The organism is Sphingobacterium spiritivorum ATCC 33861, from assembly GCF_000143765.1.
Classification (GTDB): Bacteria; Bacteroidota; Bacteroidia; order Sphingobacteriales; family Sphingobacteriaceae; genus Sphingobacterium; species Sphingobacterium spiritivorum.
This window is the reverse complement of sequence record NZ_GL379770.1, coordinates 363,898-388,377: the sequence shown is the minus strand read 5'-3', so window position 1 is coordinate 388,377 and position 24,480 is coordinate 363,898. Positions and strand designations below refer to the sequence as shown.

Genomic DNA, 24,480 nt, shown 5'->3' with positions numbered 1-24,480 from the left:
CGCATATAATAATTAAAATGTTAATCCTTTTTAACATACAAAAATCAAAATACGTTACAAAGATAATGGTATAATTCGAATTATTTTTGCTTTAGTTCAGGCATTTATTACTGTACCATATTGAAATTAGTATCATCTGCTGTTCGCGATGAATTAATAGAATATACTTCAATTTAAATTTTAGCGTGTAGGATATAAAAGAAACTATTCTTTTTTTTCATGCAAATGCTGTAATTCAGGATCATTGTTAATCCGCTCCGTTTCCCTGTTTATAATATGAACAATGTCTGATTTTATCTGACGGTAATTACGCTCAATATCCCGTTTCATATTATCCATTCCATTTTCATCAATAAAAGATAAGATGTTCGGTATCTTCTGATACGCTTTGGTTTCGGCAGCTACCTTTTCATTATCTACAACAATTTCAGCGTGAAATATCTTTTGTTCGATGCGCTCATCGAAGTTGTCAGATACAGAGCCGACAAACAGACCCTGTGTAAGCGTTGAAATTTTGGAAGCAGGGATAAGGCTGTCTAATTGTGTGGATATAGAGGTCGATTTATCGTTACGGTTGATGGTCATGCTCTGGCGTTTCTGTAATACTTTTCCGAAGCGTTCCGAAAGGCTTTTTGCTGTTTCGCCAACCACCTGACCGCTGAAAATATTACCTACCGTATTTTGAATTACTTTGCTTTCCTTATCGCCATAATCTCGGGTTAATTGCGAAAAATCCTGAAAGCCCAAACACACAGCAACCTTATTACTACGGGCAGTGGCTATCAGGTTGTCCAAGCCCCTGAAATATATCGTCGGCAATTCGTCTATGATAACCGAACTCTTTAACTGCCCTTTCTTATTAATGAGTTTGACAATTCTCGAATTGTAGAGTCCTAAAGCTGCGGAGTAAATATTTTGTCTGTCGGGGTTATTACCTACACAAAGTATCTTAGGTTCTTTGGGGTTGTTGATGTCCAATGAAAAATCATCGCCTGTCATTACCCAATACAACTGCGGTGATATCATTCGTGACAAAGGGATTTTAGCCGATGCAATTTGTCCCTGCAACTGGTCTTGTGCTCCGCCTTGCCAAGCATCCATAAATGGTGAAAGATAGTTTTCCAAATCAGGATACGAAGTTAAAATGGTAAATACATCCGAATACTTTTTATTCAGCAATTCAATGGCGTGTGGAAAGGTGCAATACTTACCATTCTCGTAAATTTTTAAAAACCAGATGATAGCCGCTAAAAGAATAATTGGAGATTCGACAAAGAAATCTCCTTGTTTTTGTATCCAGCTTCTGTTGAGGTTCAACATAATCGTGTAAGCGGCTTCGTAAGCATCGGATATGTCAGTCATAAAATCTGGATTGAGCGGATTGCAACGATGGCTCTTGCGTGGATCGTCAAAGTTGATGACGTAGAACTTTGGTTTTATTTCGTACTTATCCTGATGTTTCAATAAATGATTATAAGCAATAGTAGAAAGGTCGTCAAACTTGAAATCGTAGATATACATCGAAAAACCTTTTTCAATTTGTTGCTTGATATAATTGTTAACGACGGCATACGATTTACCAGAACCCGGAGTCCCCAAAACAATCGTTGCTCTGAAAGGATTTACGATATTGATCCAGCCCTTGTGTTCCTTTTTATTGTACCAAAATTTAGTAGGCAGGTTTACGGAATATTCATTTTCCATCAATTTGGTTTCCTGCATAAAACTTTCGTTCTCCATATTGAAAACATCATCCATCAGGTTGTTTTTCAATAACCTGCTTATCCAAACCCCAGCCATCAGCAAAGCAATATAACCTAGTCCGATAGTCAGTATATAAAAGAATGTGCCAATGATGGGCGACAACTTTAACAGTGGTGTATTCAGAAAGAACAGCAAAAAACCAATTCCCAAAGCCACGTAAATCTTTGACCAGGTTATCTTCTCGTTCTTCACGCCTTTGGTTCCCAAACAGCTTAAAGCCAATAACACGATTGCAAATACTTTGGTATATAAAGTATGCGAAAACAAACCGGCTGTTCGGTCAAAATTCCCTAATATTTTATTGATTACTTCTAGTGTCCAGCCACGTTCCATAAAGAAACCATAACAAAACCAATAAAGATGCATCAGTACTAATAGAATACTAACTGCTCTCATAAAAGCCATTATTTTGGCTAAACCTCTTAAATCGTCTTCTCCTTGCATTATTTTTAATTTTAATGTTCGGGCGTGAATTTAAAGACTATAAAGATTGGCTTTGGAAAAGTGGTAGTGGATGGCGGTGAGTGGCAGGGTTCGGCTGGGTCTAAGAGGTATAGCTTCTATACCCCTTTTATATAGTAATATTTATAGGTAGTAAAATAAAAATACTTTAGTTATATCGACCTTCTTTTGTTTTATACCCGTTAGCAACATTTTTTGTTTTGCTGAATAGGTGGACAAGGAACATTTCCATAACTACAATAAACACAACAGTCGCCTTGCTTTGGTTTAAGAACATGTTTGCACTTTTCACATTCGTAAAAATATTGGCAAGCATCTGTCGGCATTGTTTCTTCTTTCTTGTGTCCGCAGTTGGGGCAAGTGATTATTGATTGCAATTTGATTTCCATTTTAATTTTAATTTTTCGCGGTTACAGAATACCCTGTTGAGTTTATTGCTTTTTCAATTTCAGAAATATTTGTTTTCGAGTTGTCAAACTCTACGATTGTATTTCCATTTTCATAAGAAGCTTTTAGATTGACAATCCCTATCAATTTATTCACTTCGTGATTTATGTGTTCTTCACAACTTGCACAAGTCATTCCGCTAATCGTAAATTCTACTTTTTCAATATTGGATTTGTCCACTATTATGATTTGCTTTTCTGTCTTTGGGTAGAAAACACTTGAATAATATGGAAAAGCAAGCATTACTATTGCAAATGATGTTACAATTCCTAAAAACGTTTTCGACTGAATGAATTTTGGTTTTTCTGCTGTTTCACAATTGCAATCAATTTGCTTTTTAGGCTTTAACTTTTGATACCAAGCAAAACCAAGAACCAAAATTGTCAAACCGATAAAATACGGTCTGAAAGATTCAAGCCAAGAAAAAGTGGAGGCAAGTCCGCTTGTTCCTGCAATGAGAGCCAAAACTGGTGTAACGCAACAAAGTGAAGCTGCAATTGCAGTCAAAAGTCCTGCGCCGATAAGTTTGTTGTTTGTTTTCATATTGCTTCTATGACTTTGTTTTCATCAAGTATTTTAAAAAACGGTTTTAGCAATTTTTCATATTCCTTGGTCAATGAATAAAAAATAGTTTGGGCCTCCCTGTCTGTTTCTACTAGATTACGGTCTTTAAGTTTTCGTAAATGTTGTGAAACTGCCGAGATTGTCATTCCAAGAACGTCGCTTATATCGCAAACACAAAGTCGTTTTTCTTCGTAAAGTAGGAAGAGAATTTTAAGTCTTACGGTATTTCCTGCCAATTCAAGCCCATTCGATAAATAATCAAACGAATCGTTAAGCTCTAAAACCCGGTCTTTACAGCGGTTTATTTGTTCAATGTCTGCTTGTTGACGTATACAAGAATTATTACCCATAGTGCAAATATAGTTAATTCGTTTATTTAAGCAAATGCTAAAATACAATTTAACAAATCGTTTTAAAAGCAGATTTTAATTCCAAAAGATGACTTACTATAGTCTTCTTTTCTTTTTCTTCATCCTATTAGCAAAATCCTGTTCCTCGTAATCTTCCCCCTGTGCTTCAGGTATGAGCAAACCTCCAAAGGCTTCTATCAAACCGTCTTCGTGTTTTTCAGTATTTAAGAAGTCGAACAAATGATGTGGTTCTTCCGCAGGTAAATCCTCCGTATCAGTTGGTTTGGACAATTTTGGTAGGGGTGCAACTGGCTCTTTAATCTCCGCTTTGATATTATTGTTCCAATAATCATTAAAGGTATTGGCAGAAAGTTCTTTTGCCAATCGTGAACCGTTCCAAACGCTTTTAGAGTTGTGGTCAATGAACGACATACCGTAAATTCGTCCGGTATCGTTTCTGCGTATCACTACATTGATACCTTGCTCGCCTAACTGTTTTTTAAAGCTCAATTCGTCAACCGTTGATTGCAGGGCAATGGTAACGGCTGATTTTAAAGTCTGTTTGGTTGCGGTATCTTTCAGGGTTGTTTTGCATTTCGCAAAATGCAATTCCAAAGCCGGAAGCCCTGCGTTCTTTCCGAAAAACGAAGCCTTGAACGGATGTCCTGCTTTTTCGCCTTTCTCATTCAATGGAATGTACAATAAACCCTGCTGTGCCTTTCCGTGTAATTCTCCCTCCACTTTCTCGGTGGTAATATTGAACAGGGAAAGCAAAGCATTGTATTCTCCCAAAGTTTGGTATTGATAATAGTTCGGCAAGTGGCGAATGACCGAAGCAATCTGACTTTTTATATCACTTGCCCGATAATCCACCGGACGAAAAACCTTATCATTGTGATTACGTTCTTTGTCCGTTGCGGGTATCAGACCGTGTTTTCTTTCCAGTTCACGGCATACACTCATAGACCGCATTTTCTCAAAACTATCCGAAATTTTCACGCCCTGTTCGTCCACGCAGACCGATACGATATGGATATGACTACGGTCAATATCGGTATGTTTGAAGACCACAAAAGGCTGTTCGCCGTAACCCATTTCACGCATATATTCTTCCGCCATTTCCCTAAACTTATCATCATCTACATTATCCTTGGGATCAGGATTGAGCGAAATATGCAACGTATGTTTCTCGGTATTGCGGTTGGCGATGAGATAAGGAGCAAAAGATTGGGCTAATTGTGCTACGGAATAATGTCCGTTAGCAGTTTCAATTATCTTATTGGCGAACAAAATTTGTCCATTTTCGTTCTCCACTTTGAGCTGATTATATGCCAAGGCTCCGTATAAATTTGCGCTTCTACCAATTTTCGCAATCATTTCTGCTGTTATTTTTTCAGATATTTTACATCAAATTCTTCCGTTATCTGGACAATTTCTTTAAACAAGGCGGTCATTTCAGCCGTATGTTTTTCCAATTTATAGAGATATGCTGCTGCCTTTTTCTCCGAAAAGTTCTTATACAATAGCTTTACGACCTGATTATAATTCACGCCAATAGATCGAAATTGACTGTGAAACGAAGTCAATCGCATATAAAAATCAATTGTTCCTTTGTCTATTTTAACAGATTTTATCGTCTTATCGAAGATGCAAGAGGTTATAAAATGTGCCTTAACCTGCATACCGGACTTTTCAAATAAGTCAAGAAAACGGGCATGCTCTTCCTCATTAAAGGAAATCGTGTACCGGATTTTAGCGGGATCGTTTTTTAGAGGACGCCCGCCCTTTTTTAACTGCTTTCTGCTGTTTTCATTCATCACTAATCCATTTTTAATTCATACAAAACGCCGACTTCGGAGGACGTTTTCTGCCCCCGGCAGGGCAAGTTGTTTTGAGCATCGGAAATCTTTTCGAGATGCTCAAAACACAACTCATACTTTAGCATCGGTAATTAAACAGATCAGTCAAGAGTCCCTGAGATAACTTCATAACGTATTTAAATATGGATATATAGCAAGATTGTACCAGAGCTGATCAAAGTATTACGTCAATGAAGGAGAACAAAGGTCTGAGAGTAACTAACACAACTCCACAGCATGGATTCCATGTATGTTTGGCAAGACTCTACCTTAGACCTTTATCTTTCGTTATGCAATCAGGGTAATCTAAAAATTAATGTTTCCGGTATCCTGTTCTTAAAAAATGTAATTTAAATCAATAACAACAGAAATGGATATAGGGAGGAAATGGTAAAAGAGCATCTGCATAACCTGCAACACCATTGGTTTATGGTGTATGTATAAGCAAGAATCTGCCTTTACCGGTTTTCTGTCCATGAGTCTCTATAGTATTTTAAGCCGGAGGTATTCATTCCTTTGAGCCTGTGTAGAAAGATGAGTATAGACTGTGGGACTTCTCTCTGATTCAAATCTGATCTAAAGATGTATATATGAGTAAAAAAACAACATTAAAACAGTGTCTGGGTATAGATGTATCCATGAAAAAGATTGATTGCTGCCTTTCGTTGCTGACAGAGGAACTAAAAGTAAAAGTAGTTGCTTCCCGCTCGTTTGACAACACACAGAAAGGATTTGCACAACTCGAAGAATGGCTTTCCAAGAAGAAAGAAACAGCACTTGTTCTGTACATCAATATGGAAGCTACGGGAACTTATCACGAAGAAGCAGCTTATTTTCTCTCCGACCTAGGACACTCTTTGAGTATTATCCAACCTTTAAAGGGAAAACAGTATGCCAAGAGCCTGAACGAGAAAAACAAAACAGATAAGATTGATGCTCTGATGCTGGCACGAATGGGATTGGAACGCCAGCTAACGTTGTGGAACCGTCCTGACGAGAAGATGCGTATTTTAAAAAGATTGAGCAGGGAACGCATGTCGCTTATCAGAGATCGTAATGCACTCACCAACCAGCTGCATGCTTTGAACCATTCCTTTCAAGCCTTTGCCGATAGTAAGCAACGTCTTGAAGACCGTGTGCTATTGATCAATAAACAGCTCAGTGAGATTGAGTCCCAGATGAGGGAGCTGGCATCAGGGGATGCCGTATTATGGAAAAAGATTTGCCATGCCATTACCATTCCGGGCATTAACTTTGTAACTGCTATTACCGTGATCGCAGAAACAGATGGGTTTGCCAATATGAGTGGAAGACGTCAGCTGGTAAGTTATGTCGGACTGGATGTGATCATGAAAGAATCCGGTACTCTTTCGTGGCGACCCCATATTTCCAAGAGAGGAAATGCCCATATCAGGGCGGCACTTTACATGGCAGCGGTAGCTTCCATTATTCACAACAAAAACCTACGATCCTATTTCAACCAGTTAAAAGATAAAGGAAAGCCTGGTAAAACAGGAATCGTAGCCCTGGAACGGAAATTACTTGTGTTGATCTTTACGCTTTACAAAAATGAGCAGGATTATATAGTTGATTATGATAATGGTGTTGCCGCAGAAAGTAAGTAGCCCACAAAAGCGGGCTACGGTAGATGGTCTCTGCCTTTGACAGGCATAACCTCTGTGAGTGGTAAATATACTTATTTTTGACGGGATTATAAATACAGACTTTATATTCCCCCGGGACGTCTTTTTCTTTTTTTCTTCTTCTTAAAATGAGGAACCTGATCATCCGTATGCTCATATAACAACGGATCGGAAGAAAACAGAGTACCCAAAATACTTACCGCAGAATCCCCAATGATGTCTATGAGTTGGGCTAAATCCGTATTGTTATTTTGGTAAATATCCTTTGCAGTATCAGGAATGTTTTGCCTTTCTGTATCAGTCAATTTACTTTCAAGCTGATCCAGCAAATGAATAGCTCTTTTTTGTTCCGGATTCCCACTCTTCATTGTGAGTGCATAGTTCATTGAATCTTTTAAAGAACGGTTGTAATTGAACATCCGGTCAAAAAGGAGTTCCCCGGATTCTTTAAAAGCCACACGGTCAAACTGACCGAGTTTAACGGAATGTTGCTCATTACGTCCCCGGGAATTATTCAGCGGGCTCAGTTTGATTTTGTTGGTGATATCCTTACGGCTGACGATAATCTGTATGTGCATTTGCTCGCCTGCTTTGCGTTCTCCTGCCTTTACCGCTCCTTGTTTTACTTCTTCATCGGTGTGATAATGGTAACGGTAGCGTTCTAATTTGCCGTACCACAACAGGTCTTTTCCGCTTTCTATTCCCGGGCGTTTAAAATTACGTGCGTATGCATCCATTACACAGGCAGCGTACTCTTTTAGCTTTTCTTCTGCACCTTTCTCTCCAAACTGTTCTTTGAGGTAAATGATTTCTTTTTCACTGGGGCTGATGTTGATCAAAAAGAACTTTGCATCGTTCCTGCTTAATTTGGCGATGTTGTTGTCGATTTTTACCCGGACTTCCTGCGGAGTGATATTCTTATTCAGGTTATTGAACCATAGCTCATTTTCTCTGCTTTCTTCGAGTGCGGTACGGTTTTCTTTTTCCAGATAACCCACCAATTGCCCTGAGCTTCCTTTGTTGTTGCCCGTCTCGGAATCCGTTATATTTATATACATGATTTTACAGATTTTTGAGCGATTGTCTTACATGTGCAATGAGCTCTTCTTTCTTTATTCCTGAGGTTGTCCAACCCATTTCTTCCCGCTCTTTGATGTAATAATCCAGCAGTTGGGCAAACTGTTCCTTCAAAATCTCTTTTTCTTTCTGTTTTGAAACCAGGTGTTTCAGTCCATTCAGGATCTGTACACTGCGTTTGGCAACAACAGAAGTTTGCTCACTTTCGGCTAAAAGATGTTTTCCTATCCCTTCCAAAACGTCCTTTTGCCTTAAAGAAACAGTTTTTAATACATCGGAATCTGTAAATAAAGGCAATAGAAAGTCCTTTTCCTGCTGACGGATAAAAGACAGAATACGGCTGATACCTGAAGAAAGTTCACGTTTGAGCATCTCGTCACCGGGGTCTGACGGATCTTTTTTGCTACGGTAAAAATAGTCCACCATCTGGCAGAACAGCTCTTTCTTGCTCCGTCCAAGACTGTTAGCCAGTTTTTCTATCTTCTCGTCCGTTTCTTTGGGGTAACGGATACTGTTGGTATCTCTCTGTTTCATAGCCCTTGTTTTCTAAACCCACATCAATCTTTTTCTAAATGGTGATATACCCTGTGGTATACCATTTTCGCTGTTATATGCCACCTGAATGGCTACAGGTATACCTCCGGTATACTAAAATCCTCTGCAACGCCAGTAAAGAGGCAAGCGAGTAGGGCTCTGCCCAACTCCCGCTTGCTTTTTTCAAAACATTTGTATGTTCCCTATATATTCTCATTACCACTGTATTTTATTTTCAAAAAAATCACGAAATAATTTGCTTTTCATAATAGTATCTTGCCGTGTTCTGGTGAACACAAAAATCCGCCCTTCGGGACGGATTAAATGTAGCAGGGATAAACGGCTTGATGCCGTTCTGCTTTTGTCCAGTTCCTCAAGATGCCTTTGCATAAATCTGTTAATAAAATTCTATATACAAAGTAAGACACTACTTATGAGAGCATCACAATCAGACACATAGCCAAACACTGCCTTTGGGTGCCAAAGACTACCACCCATCAATAACGAGCCGATTCAATCGCTTTATTTGCCGTATAGTTTTAGTGCAGGTAATAAAAAATGTAATGAGGATAAAAAATAAATTGGGTTTTAGTACAGAAATTTTGGAATAAAAGCATAGGGTTTTAAAAACATAAAACTGTAAAAGCATAAAAGCGGTAAAGCAATTTACAAGTTGTAAGGTTTTCCAGTTGCTAAAAATGATTACCCACCAAGCGGTAATAAAAGCAAATAACAATCAAGAAAATTTCCAAAAGGGGAATACAGGCATATAGGAAATAGGTACTATTTAAATAAACCAATATTCAAACCTGCCAAACAAATAAAATGTGTAACAATAAATCTTTAAATAATGGAAACAAAAAAGAAAACTTTAAAAATTAGTTTTTCAACGCCTAAAGGCGGTGTTGGAAAATCTACTATGACCGCATTACTTTCAAGTGTATTGCATTATCGTTTAGCTTTTAATGTCCTTGTAATGGATTGTGATTTCCCACAACACAGCTTAGCCAATATGAGGGAAAGGGATTTGAAAACTATTATGCAGAATGATTACCACAAAAGAGCTGCAATGAAGTTGTATCAAAGTATCAATAAAAAAGCATATCCGATTATCAGTTGTAAACCGGAGGATGCCTTGTCAAAGGCTTTAGAATACGTAAATCAATCTGCAATAGAGCCTGATATAACTTTTTTTGATCTTCCCGGAACAGCTAATACAAAAGGTGTGCTCACGACCTTAAGAACAATGGATTTTATTTTTTCTCCAATTAGTGCTGACCGTCTAGTTATGGAAAGTACACTGAGCTTTACTAAAGCATTCCTTGGCTTGCCCGAAACGGAGGAGAGTAATGAAGATCAGAAAATGTGGATGTTTTGGAATCAGGTAGATGGTCGAGAGAAAACAGGAATATACGAGGCTTATCAAAGCGTTATTAACGAACTCGATTTATCTGTGATGAATTCTCGGATAATGGATAGTAAACGTTTCAGAAAAGAGACGGACGATACACCGAACAGTGTATTTCGGTCAAGTCTGTTACCTGCCGAACCTCAACTAATGAAAGTAACGAGACTGGATTTATTTATTGAAGAATTTTTAAAAATTGTTAATCTCTAAAATAGTTAAGTATGTCAACAGATAAGAGAAGAAAAGATTTTGATAAGCCCGATGTTGATGAAGAATTAATCATGAATATCATGAGTGGTAATCAATCTGTTACTATACCCGAAGTTATTCAACAACAGAAAATACAGAAGGAAACAAAACCAAAAGCCCGCAATAGCTCCCTAAAGAAGGTGGATTATGAGGAGACATTTCTGGTCAATCGTTTTCCTTCAGGTCGAAACGGAAAGGTCGTTTACATTCGTCCAGAATATCACGAAAGGTTGTTACGTATAGTACAATTAACAAGAGAAGAAAAGACTACACTCTATTCTTATATCGACAACATTCTTGAACACCATTTTAGAGAGTACGGGGACGATATTACAGATTATTTCAACGAACGTTTTAAACCAATTTTATAGTTATGGAAATTGTAATAGTAATATGCCTGCTGATCGTCATTGTCCTGCTTTTGCAGGATAAGATTATCATTAAGAAAAGGTCAAAACAAAAACCTCCGCAAAAGAAAGTCAATCCGGATCTGCCCGATATTATGGGACAGCCCAAACCCGTAGAACGCCTTTCAGTGCCAAACACTGCCAATGAACGCCAGATTGAGGAACCAGAGGTAAATCCCGATAATTTAGACATTGAATACGACGAAAATGAAAACAGGAGTATTCAGATTCCGCAGGAAGAGCTGGATGAAGTTTTTAGCAATCAACCTGATTTTGAAGAAGAGGAAGAAGAATGGAACAGGTACGGAATATCTGGTGGCGATAATGGTTTTGCCCAAGGGGTTACCTTTGAAGAACTAAGCTCCGTGGGGATGTTGCTTCAGCAAGAAAAACTGGAGTCATCTCAAAAGGAAACAGCGATAGCAATCGTTCAGAAAATACAGGGAACCGAATTATTTAGTCTGCTGGAAAATTCTATAGCGGGTGCATCCAGTAAAATTGCCAAGCTATTGGATAGCTCACTCTCATCTGAAACGGAAATCAGTTCTTCCACTTTGCGGAACAATGATTTAGATGATTTTGATATTGGGGAGTTTGTCTGAAACGGAATTATTTTAATTGAGCCTGAAAAACTAAATTTCAGGCTCAACTTATTTTTACATTTACTTTGCCAACTTCAATATTCTGTAAGCCCCTCTTGCTACAATTACAAATACAATAGCTCCAATAATCAAATCTGGATAACTTGAATTGAGCCAATTAACTAAAAGACCAGCAACAATAACTCCCGAATTGATAATGACATCATTTGATGTGAATATCATCGAAGCCTGCATATGCGCTTCTTTACTTTTGTTCTTTTGTAAAAGATAAAGGCAAAATACGTTTGCAATCAATGCTAAAACTGAAACGACAATCATTGTCTTGAAATCGGGCATAGCTTCAATTCCCATACAACGTCTGATTACTTCAACGAAACCTATAATAGCCAGTAAGACTTGGAAGTATCCTGCAAATCTGGCGATGTTGTTTTTTAAAGCGATTGTTCCACCCACGGCGATTAATGCCAATGCGTAAACGACACTGTCGGCAAGCATATCCAAACTATCGGCTACCAACCCCATTGAGCCTGAAAAAACACCGAATAACATTTCCAATCCAAAGAACAGGAAGTTGATAATCAATACGATCCAAAGTAATTTCCGTTGCTTCTTGCTTGTATCTGTTTCAACAACGAAATTACTTTTTTCGGTTGAAACCAATGTCGTATTTAGATTCAGTGTTCCCAGAGCCAAAAAAATTGGCTCTGGGTTTCCATCGTGATAAACGTCTAATTTTCTATTGGCTATATCGAATTCCAATCCTTTTACCGTATCAAAGTCTTGCAGTTTCATACGGATTAATTGCTCCTCGCTTGGGCAATCCATTTTAGTTATATTGAATATGGTTTTTTCCATTTATTTTAAAGCTTAAATTTTATTCCTCCGTTAATCACAAATCCGTCCAAAGGTGCATAAATGTCTTTAAAAACTGGATTGGTTATTGTTCCTGTATAAATGCTGTCAAAGCGTGTTTGTCGGGTGTCGAGGAAGTTTTCAAAGTTGATGTACAGAGAAAATCTTTCCCAAATCTTTTCAGCCATAAATCCAGTAATAAAGTAATCTTTGCCCGTAGTTCCATTATTCAGTTTTTGGCGACTGAAATAATAGGCTTCCAGACCAATTTTCCATTTGTCTTCTATTTCATACATCAGGATGGAATTAATGCGGTGTTTTGGTGTTAAAGGGCTTTCTACAGTCGTTCCATTATGGTGTAATCGGGCATCTGTATAGGTATAACCCAAAAACAATTTCAGGTCATCATAACCAATTTTAATATTGGTTTCTGTTCCTTTGGTATGGATGTAGCCAGGAGAATTAACAAACTGATACAGATTTGCCGAGGAGTTTTCAAGTAACAAGGGATTATCCAAATAGGTGTAAAAGAACAATTGATTTATGCTAAATGACCAATCTTCCCCAATGTAGGTGCGGTAATTGATGTCTGCATTTGCTCCATAACTTTTTTCCAATTTATTGGTCTTGTCGTCAATGGGCATTACATTTTGATATTGTAGGCGTTCGCTTTCTTCCGTAAAAATGGTAGGTGTTTTATAGCCAAATCCACCACCAACTCGTGAAGTTAAGCCCTCGGCAATGTGGAATAGAGCCGAAACTCTCGGTAAGAATACCACCCCATAATCCACAACATAATCCGTTCTAAAACCTGTTTCCAATTGAAACCAATCCGTAGCATTAAAAGAATTTTGTACAAAAGCACCGAATGTAGTCTGATTATAATCTCTCAACGGAGATGCCATAATCTGCTTTTCTTTGAAATTATCCGTCCAAATATTAATACCTGTGACCCATTCCGATTTTTCAGTACTGTTGGTGTAGTTGGCTTCGGTAAAACTTGCTGTTTGTGTTCCCTCAAACTGATAGTTTGGAATGGTAGTATTTCGGTTAAAATAACTTACACTATTTTTGACTTGAACAGTACTGTTTTCATTGATGATATGGTCGAAAATAAATTGTGTGGAATAGCGTTGTGTTTTATTTTCCTCAAAATATTGGTTTGTATTATCTCCATTTCCTTTGATGTAAAGCATATCACCTCCCAAACGGCTCTCGATCGTTGTGTTGATACCGAAGTTCAGTTTCGTCTTTTCATTGAAATAAACGAAGAGCTTCGGATTCAGTACATAGCGTTCGAATTGTGGAATAGCGGATAGTCCGTTCTTAGCAGGATCATAAGCTGCGTTACGGTTATGGGAAGCAAATATAGTTGTTCCAATTTTATTAAACCTTTGTCCATAAAAGCCGTTTATATCCAAACCCCTGCCGGATGTTCCATTGAGGTGAAAACCTAAATCTCTCTCATAGGTCGGCGTTTTGGAAATCAGATTGACCAGTCCAGCTATTGCTCCGCCTCCATATAGTGTAGATGTAGAGCCTTTGATGACTTCTACTTGTTTGAGGTCAAGTGGTGGTATCTGTAACAAACCCAATCCACTTGAAGCACCTGAATAAATGGGGAAACCGTCTTTCAGGATTTGTGTATATCTTCCATCAAGTCCCTGAATACGAATACTTGCATTGGCACTGGTAGGCGAAGTGGTTTGTACGTGAATACCTGTGCTTTCCGCTAAAAGCATACGAATATCTCCCGGTTTCATGTTCCCTTTTTCGCCCAGTTCTTCACTTCCAATAAATTCAATACGGGTAGGGATATTTTGTATACTCCTTGTGCTTCTTGTGGATGAAATGACAACTTCCTCTAACTCCTCTGAACTTTCTTTGAGTAAGATTTCAATAGGACTGTTGTCAGCTAATGGAAATTCCAATGTATCTATATAGTCGTTAAAACCGATATAGCTAAAATGTATTTCCTGTATCCCATCAGGAATATTTTCTATTATGATGAGACCGTTTTCGTTTGATGTAGCGGCAAGCGAGGTTCCTTTTATAGATGCTGTCACTCCAATCAAAAGATTTTTGTTTTCACTGTTTCTAATAACAGCATTTAAAGTGTTTTGTGCAAATACACAGAGATTTAGTGTCATAAAAAATGACACAAAGACTATTTTTTTCATTGTATAAAAAAACATTAATGTTTGAAAAATGAGAATTGACGGTTTGTAGCACCGTAATCTGTTATTGTGCCGAAGACACTAAAAACATTAATTAATCTTAGGGGGTTGCCAAATGGAAGAGAGGAAGTCTGAAACAGCTGACGCTGTTATTACACCTAATTTCTTTTTAGGTTGTTGGACATAATTGGATGTTAAAGCATAAAAGGAAGTAATTACAAATCCAGTACAGGTATTGCATTTAGAAAAAGGCGAGCAACATTCCATACCGCAATCGTCGCTATCTTGTTCTTGACTATTTGTTGTTTGATTCACTAGGTCAAAACATTTATCTTCCATAAAGCTTGGCAAGGTCGATAAGACCAAAACCATTAATGCTAATATGTACGACAAGGATTTCATTTTACGAAGATAGTAAAAACCTCTCTCTTCCTGTCAACACCTCTCTATTTTCTTTAGCAATTCAGCCACCCACAGCCAAACAATTCCTCTCACTGCCACTTTGTTATCACGCCTTGATTTCTAAAACACCTTTGTCCCGAAAGTCCGCAAGGTGCGGGATAACAGTAACAAATTAATGTGTTTCAATTATGAAAAAACAAAGTAAAAAAGTTTTGCTGGCAGCCGTAGCAATGCTGTCAGGAATGGGTGCGTTCGCACAGGGAAACGGGTCGGCAGGTATCAACGAGGCTACCCAAATGGTAACGTCTTATTTCGACCCTGCCACCCAACTCATTTATGCGATTGGGGCGGTTGTCGGCTTAATCGGAGGTGTTAAGGTGTACAACAAATTCAGCTCGGGCGACCCCGACACATCGAAGACGGCGGCTTCGTGGTTCGGTGCGTGTATCTTCCTGATTGTTGCGGCTACTATCCTGCGTTCATTCTTCCTGTAAACCTCTGCCTTATGAACAGTTATAACATTAACAAAGGCATTGGCAGGACAGTGGAATTTAAAGGGCTGAAAGCCCAATACCTGTTCATATTCGCTGGTGGTCTGCTCGGTACGCTCATCTTCGTGATGATATTGTATATGGCTGGCGTAAGTAATTACGTCTGCCTGTTTCTCGGAGCTGGCGGTGCTTCGCTCATTGTATGGCAGACCTTTTCGCTGAACCGAAAGTACAGAGAACACGGACTAATGAAAGTAGGTGCGAGAAAACGACACCCTCGCTACATTATTTGTCGTAAGCCTGTACGCAGGTATTTAAAATTCACTCCTAAACCGAAAGCCGTATGAGAAATGTAGCCAAAACAACCACATTGGAACATAAGTTTCCACTCTTGGCAGTAGAAAACAACTGTATCCTGTCCAAAGATGCGGACATAACCGCCTGTTTTGAAGTACGATTGCCTGAGCTGTTTACGGTAGCATCGGCTGAATACGAAGCTATTCACTCCGCCTGGCATAAGGCGATTAAGACATTACCCGATTTTACAGTCATTCACAAGCAAGATTGGTATATCAAAGAAAGCTACACTCCCGATTTGGCACAGGAAGACCAGAGTTTTCTTTCCAAAAGCTATCAACGGCATTTCAACGAACGACCATTCCTGAACCATTATTGCTACCTGTTCCTGACAAAAACGACCAAGAACAGAATGCGTATGCAAAGCAATTTCAGTTCGCTTTGCAAGGGTACGCTTATTCCAAAGGAAATCAATAAGGAAACGATACATCAATTTATGGAAGCGGTCGCACAGTTTGAACGTATCGTGAATGATAGCGGTTTTGTAAACCTGCGACGTTTGACCGAAGACGACATCATCGGAACAGACGAAAAACAGGGATTGCTGGAACAATACCTTACACTTTCGAGAGAAGCCGGAACACCAATGCAGGACATCGCATTAGGAGCGGAAGAAGTGCGTATCGGCAACAAAAGGCTGTCTTTGCACACCTTGTCCGATACGGACGACCTGCCTGCAACTGTTTCGGCTGATACCCGCTTTGAAAAGCTATCTACCGACCGGAGCGACTGCCGTTTGTCGTTTGCTGCACCCGTAGGGTTGTTATTGAGCTGTAACCACATTTACAATCAGTACCTATTCTTGGATAACAGCGAGGACAACCTGCAAAAGTTTGAGAAATCTGCCCGTAATATGCACTCTTTAGCCCGTTATAGTCGGGCGAACCAAATCAATAAGGAGTGGATTGAGAAGTATCTGAACGAAGCACACAGCTTCGGGCTATCTTCTGTAAGAGCACACTTCAATATTATGGCTTGGTCGGAAGACCCTGCGGAACTCAAACAGCTAAAGAACGATTGCGGTAGTGCGTTGGCACTAATGGAGTGTAAGCCCCGCCACAACACGACAGACGTTGCCACATTGTATTGGGCTGCAATGCCAGGCAATGCTGGCGATTTTCCGAGTGAGGAAAGTTTCTATACGTTTATAGAACCTGCCTTGTGCTTCTTTGCAGAAGAAACGAATTACCACAATTCGCCCTCTCCGTTCGGTATCAAAATGGCGGACAGGCTTACAGGAAAACCAATCCATTTGGATATTTCCGATTTGCCGATGAAACGTGGGATTATCACGAACAGAAACAAGTTCATACTTGGTCCGTCAGGTTCGGGAAAATCTTTCTTCACTAACCATATGGTACGCCAATATCACGAACAGGGTGCTCACGTTCTACTCGTAGATACGGGTAACAGTTATCAGGGATTATGCGAACTCATCAAAGGAAAAACCAAAGGCGAAGACGGTGTTTACTTCACGTACACCGAAGATAACCCGATTGCGTTCAATCCCTTTTATACCGATGACGGCGTGTTCGACATCGAAAAGCGGGAAAGTATCAAAACTCTGATACTCACTCTTTGGAAACGGGACGATGAACCGCCGACAAGGTCGGAAGAAGTAGCATTGTCCAATGCTGTTTCCGGTTACATCGAACGTATCAAACAAGATGATACTTATCCGTCATTTAACGGCTTCTATGAGTATGTAAAAGACGACTACCGCAAAGTATTGGAGGAGAAACAAGTCAGGGAAAAAGATTTTGACATTGCCAATTTCCTGAATGTTCTCGAACCCTATTACAAAGGAGGAGAATACGATTATTTGCTCAACTCCGATAAGCAGTTAGACCTTCTTTCCAAACGCTTTATCGTGTTTGAAATTGATGCGATAAAAGACCACAAAATCCTCTTTCCCATAGTCACGATTATCATTATGGAGGTGTTCATTAACAAAATGCGCCGACTGAAAGGTATTCGCAAACTTATCCTGATTGAAGAGGCTTGGAAAGCGATTGCAAAAGAGGGAATGGCAGAATACATCAAGTATTTGTTCAAAACCGTGCGTAAGTTTTTCGGAGAAGCCATTGTCGTAACACAGGAGGTCGATGATATCATCCAGTCGCCCATTGTGAAAGAAAGTATCATCAATAACTCCGACTGTAAAATCCTTTTAGACCAACGCAAGTATATGAACAAGTTTGATGATATACAGGCAATGTTGGGGCTTACCGACAAAGAAAAAGGTCAGGTACTTTCCATCAATATGAACAACGATGCAAGCCGCTTGTACAAAGAGGTTTGGATTGGTTTAGGTGGTACGCACTCGGCAGTCTATGCCACCGAAGTTAGTTTGGAGGAATACCTCGCCTACACCACAGAGGAAACCGAAAAGATGGAAGTGATGCAGCTTGCTGCGGAACTCGATGGTAACGTAGAACTCGCTATTAAGCATATCGCAATGCAACGGCGGGACAATTCAAATCAATAGTCATTAACAATTTAAAAAATCAGAACAATGAAAAAAGTAATGTATCTGGTGTGTACGGCACTGATGCTCGCCGTAGCACCGTCAGCAAAAGCCCAATGGGTTGTAACCGACCCCGCTAATTTGGCTTCAGGGATTATCAACAGTGCGAATGAAATCATACAGACTTCTTCCACCGTGAGTAATGTGATAAAGAACTTCAACGAAGTAAAGAAAGTGTACGACCAGGGCAAGGAGTATTACGACAAGCTGAAAGCTATCAACAACCTTGTAAAAGATGCCCGTAAGGTGCAGCAAACCGTACTCTTGGTGGGCGATGTGTCCGAAATGTACGTGCAGAACTTCGGCAAGATGATGAACGACCCCAATTTTTCGCCACAGGAATTGGTCGCTATTGGCAACGGTTATTCGGCACTGCTCAATGAAAGTACCGAACTGCTGAAAGAACTAAAGCAGATTGTAACCTCTTCAAGCCTTTCGCTGAATGACAAAGAGCGTATGGACATTATTGACCGTGTGTACAAAGAGGTAAAGGATTACCACAGCCTTGTACGCTACTACACCACTAAGAACATTTCTGTGAGCTACCTAAGAGCGAAAAAGAAAAACGATGCCCAAAGAGTGCTTGAACTCTACGGAACTGCTAACCAAAAATACTGGTAAACTATGGAATGGGATAATCTTCACGAACTCCTGCGATCGCTTTATGACGATATGATGCCGCTTGCAGGCGATATGGCGGCAGTAGCTAAGGGTTTGGCGGGATTGGGAGCATTGTTCTATGTAGCATTAAAGGTTTGGCAGGCTTTAAGCCGTGCCGAACCTATTGATATGTTCCCTCTGCTGCGCCCGTTCGCTTTGGGGCTGTGCATTATGTTCTTCCCGACTATCGTACTGGGAACCATCAATGCAGTGTTAAGCCCGGTGGTTGTAGGAACCCACCAAATACTCGAAGACCAGGTGATTGACCTGAACAAGCTGCAACAGCAGAAAGACCAGTTGGAATATGAGGCAATGGTCAGAAATCCTGAAACTGCCTATATGGTATCAGACGAAGAGTTTGATAAGAAACTGGACGAACTGGGTTGGTCGCCGTCCGACATTGGTACAATGGCGGGTATGTATATGGACAGGCAAGCCTACAAGATTGAAAAGGCGATAAAGGACTGGTTTCGCAATCTATTGGAAATACTCTTTCAGGCGGCGGCTTTGGTCATTGATACCATACGAACGTTTTTCCTGATAGTCCTCTCCATACTCGGACCAATAGCCTTTGCTATTTCCGTATGGGACGGCTTTCAGTCCACGCTCACGCAATGGCTCACGAGGTATGTAAGCGTTTACCTGTGGCTTCCCGTTTCGGATTTGTTCAGCTCAATGTTGGCAAGAATACAATCCCTCATTTTAGAACGGGATATAGCAATGCTTGCCGACCCCACCTACATTCCTGATACGAGCAATACCGTGTACATCATTTTTATGATTATCGGCATCATCGGGTACTTCACTATACCGACAGTAACAGGTTGGGTAATCCAAGCCGGAGGCGCAGGGAACTTTACCCGCAATGTAAACTCCACGGCAATGAAAGCCGGAAATATCGCCGGAGCAGGCGCAGGTTCGACAGTTGGAAACATCGGCGGTAAACTGATGAATAAATAAACAATTAATCATTCTAAAAAATGGAATTTAAAACGCTAAGAAATATCGAAAACAGCTTTAGGCAGATAAGGTTATATGCCATTGTGTTTGCGGTTCTCTGCACCAGTGTGGTAGGATACGCCGTATGGCGTTCCTACCGCTTTGCAGAAGAACAACGCCAAAAAATCTATGTACTGGATAATGGTAAATCCCTGATGCTTGCCTTGTCGCAGGATGCAAGCATCAACCGCCCGGTTGAAGCAAGGGAACACGTCAGACGTTTCCACGAACTGTTCTTTACGCTTGCCCCCGACAAGAATGCTATTGAAAGCAATATGAGCAGGGCATTCAACCTTGCCGATAAAAGTGCTTTTGATTACTACAAAGACTTATCGGAAAAGGGCTATTACAGCAGGATTATTTCGGGGAACGTGCAACAACGCATAGAGGTAGATAGTGTCGTGTGCAACTTCGACAACTACCCGTATGCAGTGCGCACCTATGCCAAACAGTTCATCATCCGGTCAAGCAATGTAACCAGACGTAACCTGATTACTTCCTGCTATCTCGTTAACTCCGTTCGCTCTGACAACAACCCGCAAGGTTTCAATATTGAAAAATTTGCAGTCGTGGAAAACAGGGATATCGAAGTCATCGAACGCTAAAAACAATCTTATGGAAGCATTATCAGATTTAAAAACGTTCGCAAAAATCCTTACAGACAAAGGATATAACGGCTATTTCCATACGCAGGGTGCGTATGCCAGAAAGCTGAAAGACAGTATCAGCGAATACCTCAAAAGCTGCCAAAAAGGTGCAGACAATTTACCTAAACAGGATTTATTTCTGACAGGCTACCTACAATGGTCGGGTGATGACAAGCCCCGTGTAGAATGCAGTATGTGGGTAAAATACCTGAATGGCAAATTTTCGCTTAGCCGTATGGAAATAGCCAAGAAAGACGGCTTCGGGCAGTTGCTTAAAAAATCAGAACTGGCAAACCTGTCCGTCATATCTGCACCCAAATTAACGGAAGCGGTCGCACTGGTCAACGATGAGCCAAAGCAACAGGCGGGTAAAAGTCCTAAGCGTTTCAAGCTGTAACAACAAATAGTAAGGCTATGAAAAAATTAAGAGCAAATATGGACAGGTACTTTGACCGGCTCGATGAACGTTGGCGGGCGTTGCCTTTGCGCAAACAGCGCCAATATACGCTGTACTTCTTTGTGGTTTACCTACTGCTCACCGTAGTGGTCATTGGCAAAGTGATGTACGACACCTCAAAGTCAGGTAACAATATGGTCATTAAACATATTGAGAACCCTGTCCTTAAAAATGGAAATCCTGCAAGGTTGCCGGATAGTGTATCAACAATTTTAAAAAATCAGATTTATGAAAGAAAATGAGAACAAAAAATCGGTTGTTCGGGTAACGGAGGGGAACCCGAATGAAACTGCTGATGTGTTGCAAGACGGCGCACAGAACAAAGCCGACAAACTCAAAAAGCCACTTATATTCCTTTTAATGGGAGTGGTATTTCTCGGCTGTATGTACCTGATATTTAAACCGTCGAAAGACAAAAAGGCGGTGGAGAACATCGGATTAAACGATGCCGTACCACAGGCTACCGGGGCAGGAATGCCTGCCGATAAAGGCAAGGCGTATGAACAGGAAATGCTCGAACGCAAAGAGCAGGAAAAGCGCAATGCACTGACCACGCTTTCTGATTATTGGAATACTGAAGACAGTGCATCTGCTGACAATGAAGAAGGTTTACCTGAACAAGATGAAGAAAGCAACGGCTTTGGCGGTGGCGGCAGAAATTCGGGAAGAAACGGTAATCATGGATTGAACAGCTACAGAAATATGCAAAGCACATTGGGTTCATTCTATCAGGATAATAATTCTGAAACAATGGAACTCCGCAGGCAACTGGACGAAATGAAAGAAAAGCTGGCCGAGAAAGATGTGCCACCTGTGGCCACCGTTGACGACCAACTCAAATTAATGGAGAAATCCTATGAAATGGCTGCAAAGTATCTTCCGCAAAATGCTAACACCGGAAATGCTGCTCCTGCCAACGGTGCAACTACTGGGGCTGCGGGTGCTAACCAAAAAGAGCAATTTGTATCGTTCACACCAACAAGAAAGAACATTGTATCAGCCTTGTACCGTGAACCGTCGGACAGTGCCTTTGCAGCCGATTGGAGCCAAACAAAAAGCCGCGGGTTCTATACCGCAGGTTCTACTGAAGAGGTAGTACAGCCTAAAAACAGCATCAAAGCCTGTGTAAACGAAGCCCAGACAGTAGTTGGCGAAACGGGTGTGCGCTTACGACTATTAGAGCCTGCTAAAACCCCGCAACGTACCATTCCCAAAGGAACAATTGTAACGGCTAATGCAAAATTTCAGAATGGCAGGCTACAATTAAAAGTTACCTCCGTAGAACTGGAGGGCAACATCATTCCGGTAGATATAATCATTTACGATTTGGACGGGCAGCAAGGCTTGTACGTTCCGTATTCGCCGGAAATGAATGCACTTACCGAAATGGCGGCCAATATGAGCCAGACAGGGGGAACAAGCGTAATGCTCACGCAGAATGCCGGACAGCAGGTAGCGGCTGATTTAAGCCGTGGCGTGGTACAGGGTATCTCAGGCTATTTCGCCAAGAAAGTAAGAACGCCAAAGGTTACACTGAAAGCGGGCTATCAGGTCTTTCTTGTATCTAAAAAATAATGTTGAACTCAAATAAATAAAACAATGAAAAATCATTTAAAAACCTTTTGGGCTTTTGCCCTGATACTCGGCTTTGCCGTAAACTCTTACGCACAGGACACCATCAGAACGCCGCTTGCCCTGGGCAAGATAGAACCGTACCGTATGGAAGTAACTTACGATAAAACTTCGCACTTGATTTTCCCGACCGCCATTCGTTATGTGGACTTGGGCAGCGAATACCTGATAGCAGGAAAAGCCGAAGATGCAGAAAACGTGTTGCGTGTGAAAGCATCTGTAAGGGACTTTGAGCCTGAAACCAATTTTTCCGTTATCACGAATGACGGTCGTTTTTACAACTTCAACGTGTATTACAGTTCCTACCCGGCGGCAATGAGCTATGACCTGCTCACGATGCAGAAAGCGGTAGATAAAGCCAATGGTAACGATGTGCTTTTTGAAGAATTGGGCAACAATTCGCCCTCGCTGGCAGGCTTGCTACTGGAAACCATTTACAAGAAAGACAAACGCATTGTAAAGCATATTGGAGCTAAGAGCTTCGGCATTCAGTTTATGCTCAAAGGCATTTACATCCACAACGGCAAATACTATTTGCATACGGAATTGAGAAACCGTACCAATGTGCCATTTCAGATTGATTTTGTGAATTTCAAGGTAGTGGATAAAAAGGTAGCCAAACGTACCGTAGTACAGGAACGTCCGATGATACCGCTACGCACTTACAAACCATTGGACGAGATCGGTGGAAAAACCATCGAGCAAAACGTGTTCATGTTAGACCAATTTACCATTGCTGATGACAAGGTATTACTGATTGAGATTTTCGAGAAAAACGGTGGCAGGCATCAAACACTTCAGATAGAAAACTCTGATTTAATCAAGGCTCGTTTGATTAACGATATGCACCTGAAATTTTAATAACCCTTTAAATAAGATAGCAATAAAATGAAAAAGTATATCTATACCGTGATGCTTGTTTTAATGGGCATCACAATGGCACAGGCACAACGAATGCTGCCTAAACAGAAAGGCTTGGAAATAAGCACAGGCGTATTATCCAATGATAAGATTGGCAATGATTATTACATCAGTGTAGCGATGACTGTAAATGGTAAAAACGGCAATTACCAGCTTTGGGCATTGGAATATACACACCAATACCACGACTATAAAGACCTGCGCATACCGCAGGAAAGTTATAGTGCCGAAGGCGGTTACAGTTTCTACTTGTTGGGCGATGCCCGAAAAAACATCACGCTGAATTTAGGAATAACAGGCGTAGTCGGTTATGAAAGCATTAACCGGGGCGAAGCTATGTTGTATGACGGATCGAAGATACTGAGCGAGGACAATTTTATCTACGGAGCTGGTGGACGGCTCACATTTGAAACGTACCTGTCCGACCGATTTGTATTAGTCCTGCAAGGGCGTACAAAAGTCCTTTGGGGTAAAGACTTAGAACAGTTCCGACCGTCCGTAGGTATGGGATTAAGGTTTAACTTTTAAAACAGAAAACAATGATAGCAATATTCAATAATTTCAGAATAGGATTACTGCCGATATATGTATTCCTGGCAATCCTCACAGCTTCGGTTACGTTGGTATCTTGTAGCAAAGATGATGAACTCGAAATACAAAAGGACTTTCCTTTTGAGGTCAAAGTGATGCCAGTGCCTAAATATGTTGCCAACGGCCAGACGGTAGAGATCCGCATTACAATACAGCGAACTGGAAATTATAGCAGCACGCAATATTTCCTTCGCTACTTCCAGTTTGACGGAAAGGGCACACTTAGGTATTACGATGAGCCGCCGTACCTACCTAATGATCTGTATGAGTTACCAACCGAGCAGTTCCGTTTGTACTATACTTCGGCATCTGCAGTATCTCAATCCTTTGAGGTTTGGATTTCGGATAACTTCGGGAACGAAAAGCAGATAACTTTTCAGTTTAACAGTAGTGATTAATAC

The 24,480-nt window shown here is 40.5% G+C and carries 26 protein-coding genes; 16 read left to right on the top strand and 10 right to left on the bottom strand.

Annotation, left to right across the window (positions count from 1 at the left end; genetic code table 11):
* Positions 1 to 204: 204 nt before the first annotated feature.
* From mobC to mobA, 6 genes are all read right to left on the bottom strand, one after another.
* Positions 205 to 2,208 (bottom strand): conjugal transfer protein MobC, encoded by a 2,004-nt coding sequence (gene mobC / locus HMPREF0766_RS01955; RefSeq protein ID WP_002993205.1) that lies wholly within the window; start codon positions 2,206 to 2,208, stop codon positions 205 to 207.
* A 200-nt stretch (positions 2,209 to 2,408) separates the two neighbouring features.
* The gene (locus HMPREF0766_RS22655) at positions 2,409 to 2,615 is read right to left on the bottom strand and encodes a GDCCVxC domain-containing (seleno)protein (RefSeq protein WP_002993202.1); all 207 of its coding nucleotides are present in this window, start codon (positions 2,613 to 2,615) and stop codon (positions 2,409 to 2,411) included.
* Positions 2,616 to 2,622: 7 nt separating this feature from the next.
* Positions 2,623 to 3,216, bottom strand: a complete 594-nt coding sequence (merTP, locus tag HMPREF0766_RS01950) for a mercuric transport protein MerTP (protein ID WP_002993200.1) — start codon at positions 3,214 to 3,216, stop codon at positions 2,623 to 2,625.
* Positions 3,213 to 3,587 (bottom strand): ArsR/SmtB family transcription factor, encoded by a 375-nt coding sequence (locus HMPREF0766_RS01945; protein WP_002993197.1) that lies wholly within the window; start codon positions 3,585 to 3,587, stop codon positions 3,213 to 3,215. The genes merTP and HMPREF0766_RS01945 overlap by 4 nt, the downstream gene beginning before the upstream one ends.
* A 96-nt stretch (positions 3,588 to 3,683) precedes the next feature.
* Positions 3,684 to 4,964, bottom strand: coding sequence for a conjugal transfer protein MobB (mobB, locus tag HMPREF0766_RS01940; RefSeq protein WP_002993196.1), 1,281 nt, complete (start codon positions 4,962 to 4,964; stop codon positions 3,684 to 3,686).
* Positions 4,965 to 4,972: 8 nt separating this feature from the next.
* Positions 4,973 to 5,404, bottom strand: a complete 432-nt coding sequence (mobA, locus tag HMPREF0766_RS01935) for a conjugal transfer protein MobA (protein ID WP_002993194.1) — start codon at positions 5,402 to 5,404, stop codon at positions 4,973 to 4,975.
* A gap of 632 nt (positions 5,405 to 6,036) precedes the next feature.
* Here mobA and HMPREF0766_RS01930 point away from each other — a divergent pair.
* Positions 6,037 to 7,071 carry an IS110 family RNA-guided transposase gene (locus HMPREF0766_RS01930; RefSeq protein ID WP_002993193.1) on the top strand — a complete coding sequence of 345 codons (1,035 nt, stop codon included), beginning with the start codon at positions 6,037 to 6,039 and terminating at the stop codon, positions 7,069 to 7,071.
* Between the two features lie 101 nt (positions 7,072 to 7,172).
* Here the strand turns inward: HMPREF0766_RS01930 and HMPREF0766_RS01925 are convergent, their stop codons facing one another.
* Positions 7,173 to 8,147: a DUF5712 family protein gene (locus HMPREF0766_RS01925; protein WP_002993192.1), complete on the bottom strand. Its 975-nt coding sequence runs from the start codon at positions 8,145 to 8,147 to the stop codon at positions 7,173 to 7,175.
* 4 nt (positions 8,148 to 8,151) lie between these two features.
* Complete coding sequence (locus tag HMPREF0766_RS01920; RefSeq protein WP_002993191.1) at positions 8,152 to 8,700, bottom strand: BfmA/BtgA family mobilization protein; 549 nt, start codon at positions 8,698 to 8,700, stop codon at positions 8,152 to 8,154.
* Between the two features lie 850 nt (positions 8,701 to 9,550).
* Here HMPREF0766_RS01920 and HMPREF0766_RS01915 point away from each other — a divergent pair.
* The 3 genes from HMPREF0766_RS01915 to HMPREF0766_RS01905 are packed head-to-tail and all read left to right on the top strand — an operon-like array spanning position 9,551 to position 11,366.
* The gene (locus HMPREF0766_RS01915) at positions 9,551 to 10,318 is read left to right on the top strand and encodes a ParA family protein (protein ID WP_002993188.1); all 768 of its coding nucleotides are present in this window, start codon (positions 9,551 to 9,553) and stop codon (positions 10,316 to 10,318) included.
* Between the two features lie 11 nt (positions 10,319 to 10,329).
* A complete protein-coding gene (locus tag HMPREF0766_RS01910; RefSeq protein ID WP_002993187.1) occupies positions 10,330 to 10,728 on the top strand; it encodes a DUF3408 domain-containing protein in 399 nt (132 codons plus the stop codon).
* Positions 10,729 to 10,730: 2 nt separating this feature from the next.
* A complete protein-coding gene (locus HMPREF0766_RS01905) occupies positions 10,731 to 11,366 on the top strand; it encodes a hypothetical protein (protein ID WP_002993186.1) in 636 nt (211 codons plus the stop codon).
* A 60-nt stretch (positions 11,367 to 11,426) separates the two neighbouring features.
* Here HMPREF0766_RS01905 and HMPREF0766_RS01900 read toward each other — a convergent pair whose 3' ends face one another.
* Positions 11,427 to 12,221: a cation efflux transmembrane domain-containing protein gene (locus HMPREF0766_RS01900; RefSeq protein WP_002993185.1), complete on the bottom strand. Its 795-nt coding sequence runs from the start codon at positions 12,219 to 12,221 to the stop codon at positions 11,427 to 11,429.
* A 5-nt stretch (positions 12,222 to 12,226) separates the two neighbouring features.
* Positions 12,227 to 14,398 carry a TonB-dependent receptor gene (locus tag HMPREF0766_RS01895; RefSeq protein WP_037459487.1) on the bottom strand — a complete coding sequence of 724 codons (2,172 nt, stop codon included), beginning with the start codon at positions 14,396 to 14,398 and terminating at the stop codon, positions 12,227 to 12,229.
* Between the two features lie 587 nt (positions 14,399 to 14,985).
* Here HMPREF0766_RS01895 and HMPREF0766_RS01890 point away from each other — a divergent pair.
* From HMPREF0766_RS01890 to HMPREF0766_RS01835, 12 genes are read left to right on the top strand one after another with little or no spacing between them, the layout of a single operon-like run.
* A complete protein-coding gene (locus HMPREF0766_RS01890; protein ID WP_002993181.1) occupies positions 14,986 to 15,291 on the top strand; it encodes a DUF4134 domain-containing protein in 306 nt (101 codons plus the stop codon).
* Positions 15,292 to 15,302: 11 nt separating this feature from the next.
* Positions 15,303 to 15,635 carry a DUF4133 domain-containing protein gene (locus HMPREF0766_RS01885; RefSeq protein ID WP_002993179.1) on the top strand — a complete coding sequence of 111 codons (333 nt, stop codon included), beginning with the start codon at positions 15,303 to 15,305 and terminating at the stop codon, positions 15,633 to 15,635.
* A complete protein-coding gene (locus HMPREF0766_RS01880; protein WP_002993178.1) occupies positions 15,632 to 18,133 on the top strand; it encodes a TraG family conjugative transposon ATPase in 2,502 nt (833 codons plus the stop codon). The genes HMPREF0766_RS01885 and HMPREF0766_RS01880 overlap by 4 nt, the downstream gene beginning before the upstream one ends.
* Positions 18,134 to 18,160: 27 nt before the next feature.
* Complete coding sequence (locus HMPREF0766_RS01875; RefSeq protein WP_002993177.1) at positions 18,161 to 18,793, top strand: DUF4141 domain-containing protein; 633 nt, start codon at positions 18,161 to 18,163, stop codon at positions 18,791 to 18,793.
* Positions 18,794 to 18,796: 3 nt separating this feature from the next.
* Positions 18,797 to 19,792: a conjugative transposon protein TraJ gene (traJ, locus tag HMPREF0766_RS01870; RefSeq protein WP_002993175.1), complete on the top strand. Its 996-nt coding sequence runs from the start codon at positions 18,797 to 18,799 to the stop codon at positions 19,790 to 19,792.
* A gap of 20 nt (positions 19,793 to 19,812) precedes the next feature.
* The gene (traK, locus tag HMPREF0766_RS01865) at positions 19,813 to 20,436 is read left to right on the top strand and encodes a conjugative transposon protein TraK (RefSeq protein WP_002993173.1); all 624 of its coding nucleotides are present in this window, start codon (positions 19,813 to 19,815) and stop codon (positions 20,434 to 20,436) included.
* 10 nt (positions 20,437 to 20,446) lie between these two features.
* Positions 20,447 to 20,875, top strand: coding sequence for a hypothetical protein (locus tag HMPREF0766_RS01860; RefSeq protein ID WP_002993172.1), 429 nt, complete (start codon positions 20,447 to 20,449; stop codon positions 20,873 to 20,875).
* 17 nt (positions 20,876 to 20,892) lie between these two features.
* Positions 20,893 to 21,177 (top strand): hypothetical protein, encoded by a 285-nt coding sequence (locus tag HMPREF0766_RS01855; protein ID WP_002993171.1) that lies wholly within the window; start codon positions 20,893 to 20,895, stop codon positions 21,175 to 21,177.
* Positions 21,164 to 22,510: a conjugative transposon protein TraM gene (gene traM, locus HMPREF0766_RS01850; protein ID WP_002993170.1), complete on the top strand. Its 1,347-nt coding sequence runs from the start codon at positions 21,164 to 21,166 to the stop codon at positions 22,508 to 22,510. The genes HMPREF0766_RS01855 and traM overlap by 14 nt, the downstream gene beginning before the upstream one ends.
* Positions 22,511 to 22,534: 24 nt before the next feature.
* A complete protein-coding gene (traN, locus tag HMPREF0766_RS01845; protein WP_002993169.1) occupies positions 22,535 to 23,428 on the top strand; it encodes a conjugative transposon protein TraN in 894 nt (297 codons plus the stop codon).
* 27 nt (positions 23,429 to 23,455) lie between these two features.
* Complete coding sequence (locus tag HMPREF0766_RS01840; RefSeq protein WP_002993168.1) at positions 23,456 to 24,016, top strand: conjugal transfer protein TraO; 561 nt, start codon at positions 23,456 to 23,458, stop codon at positions 24,014 to 24,016.
* Between the two features lie 11 nt (positions 24,017 to 24,027).
* Positions 24,028 to 24,477, top strand: coding sequence for a DUF3872 domain-containing protein (locus HMPREF0766_RS01835; protein WP_002993167.1), 450 nt, complete (start codon positions 24,028 to 24,030; stop codon positions 24,475 to 24,477).
* Positions 24,478 to 24,480: the final 3 nt, after the last annotated feature.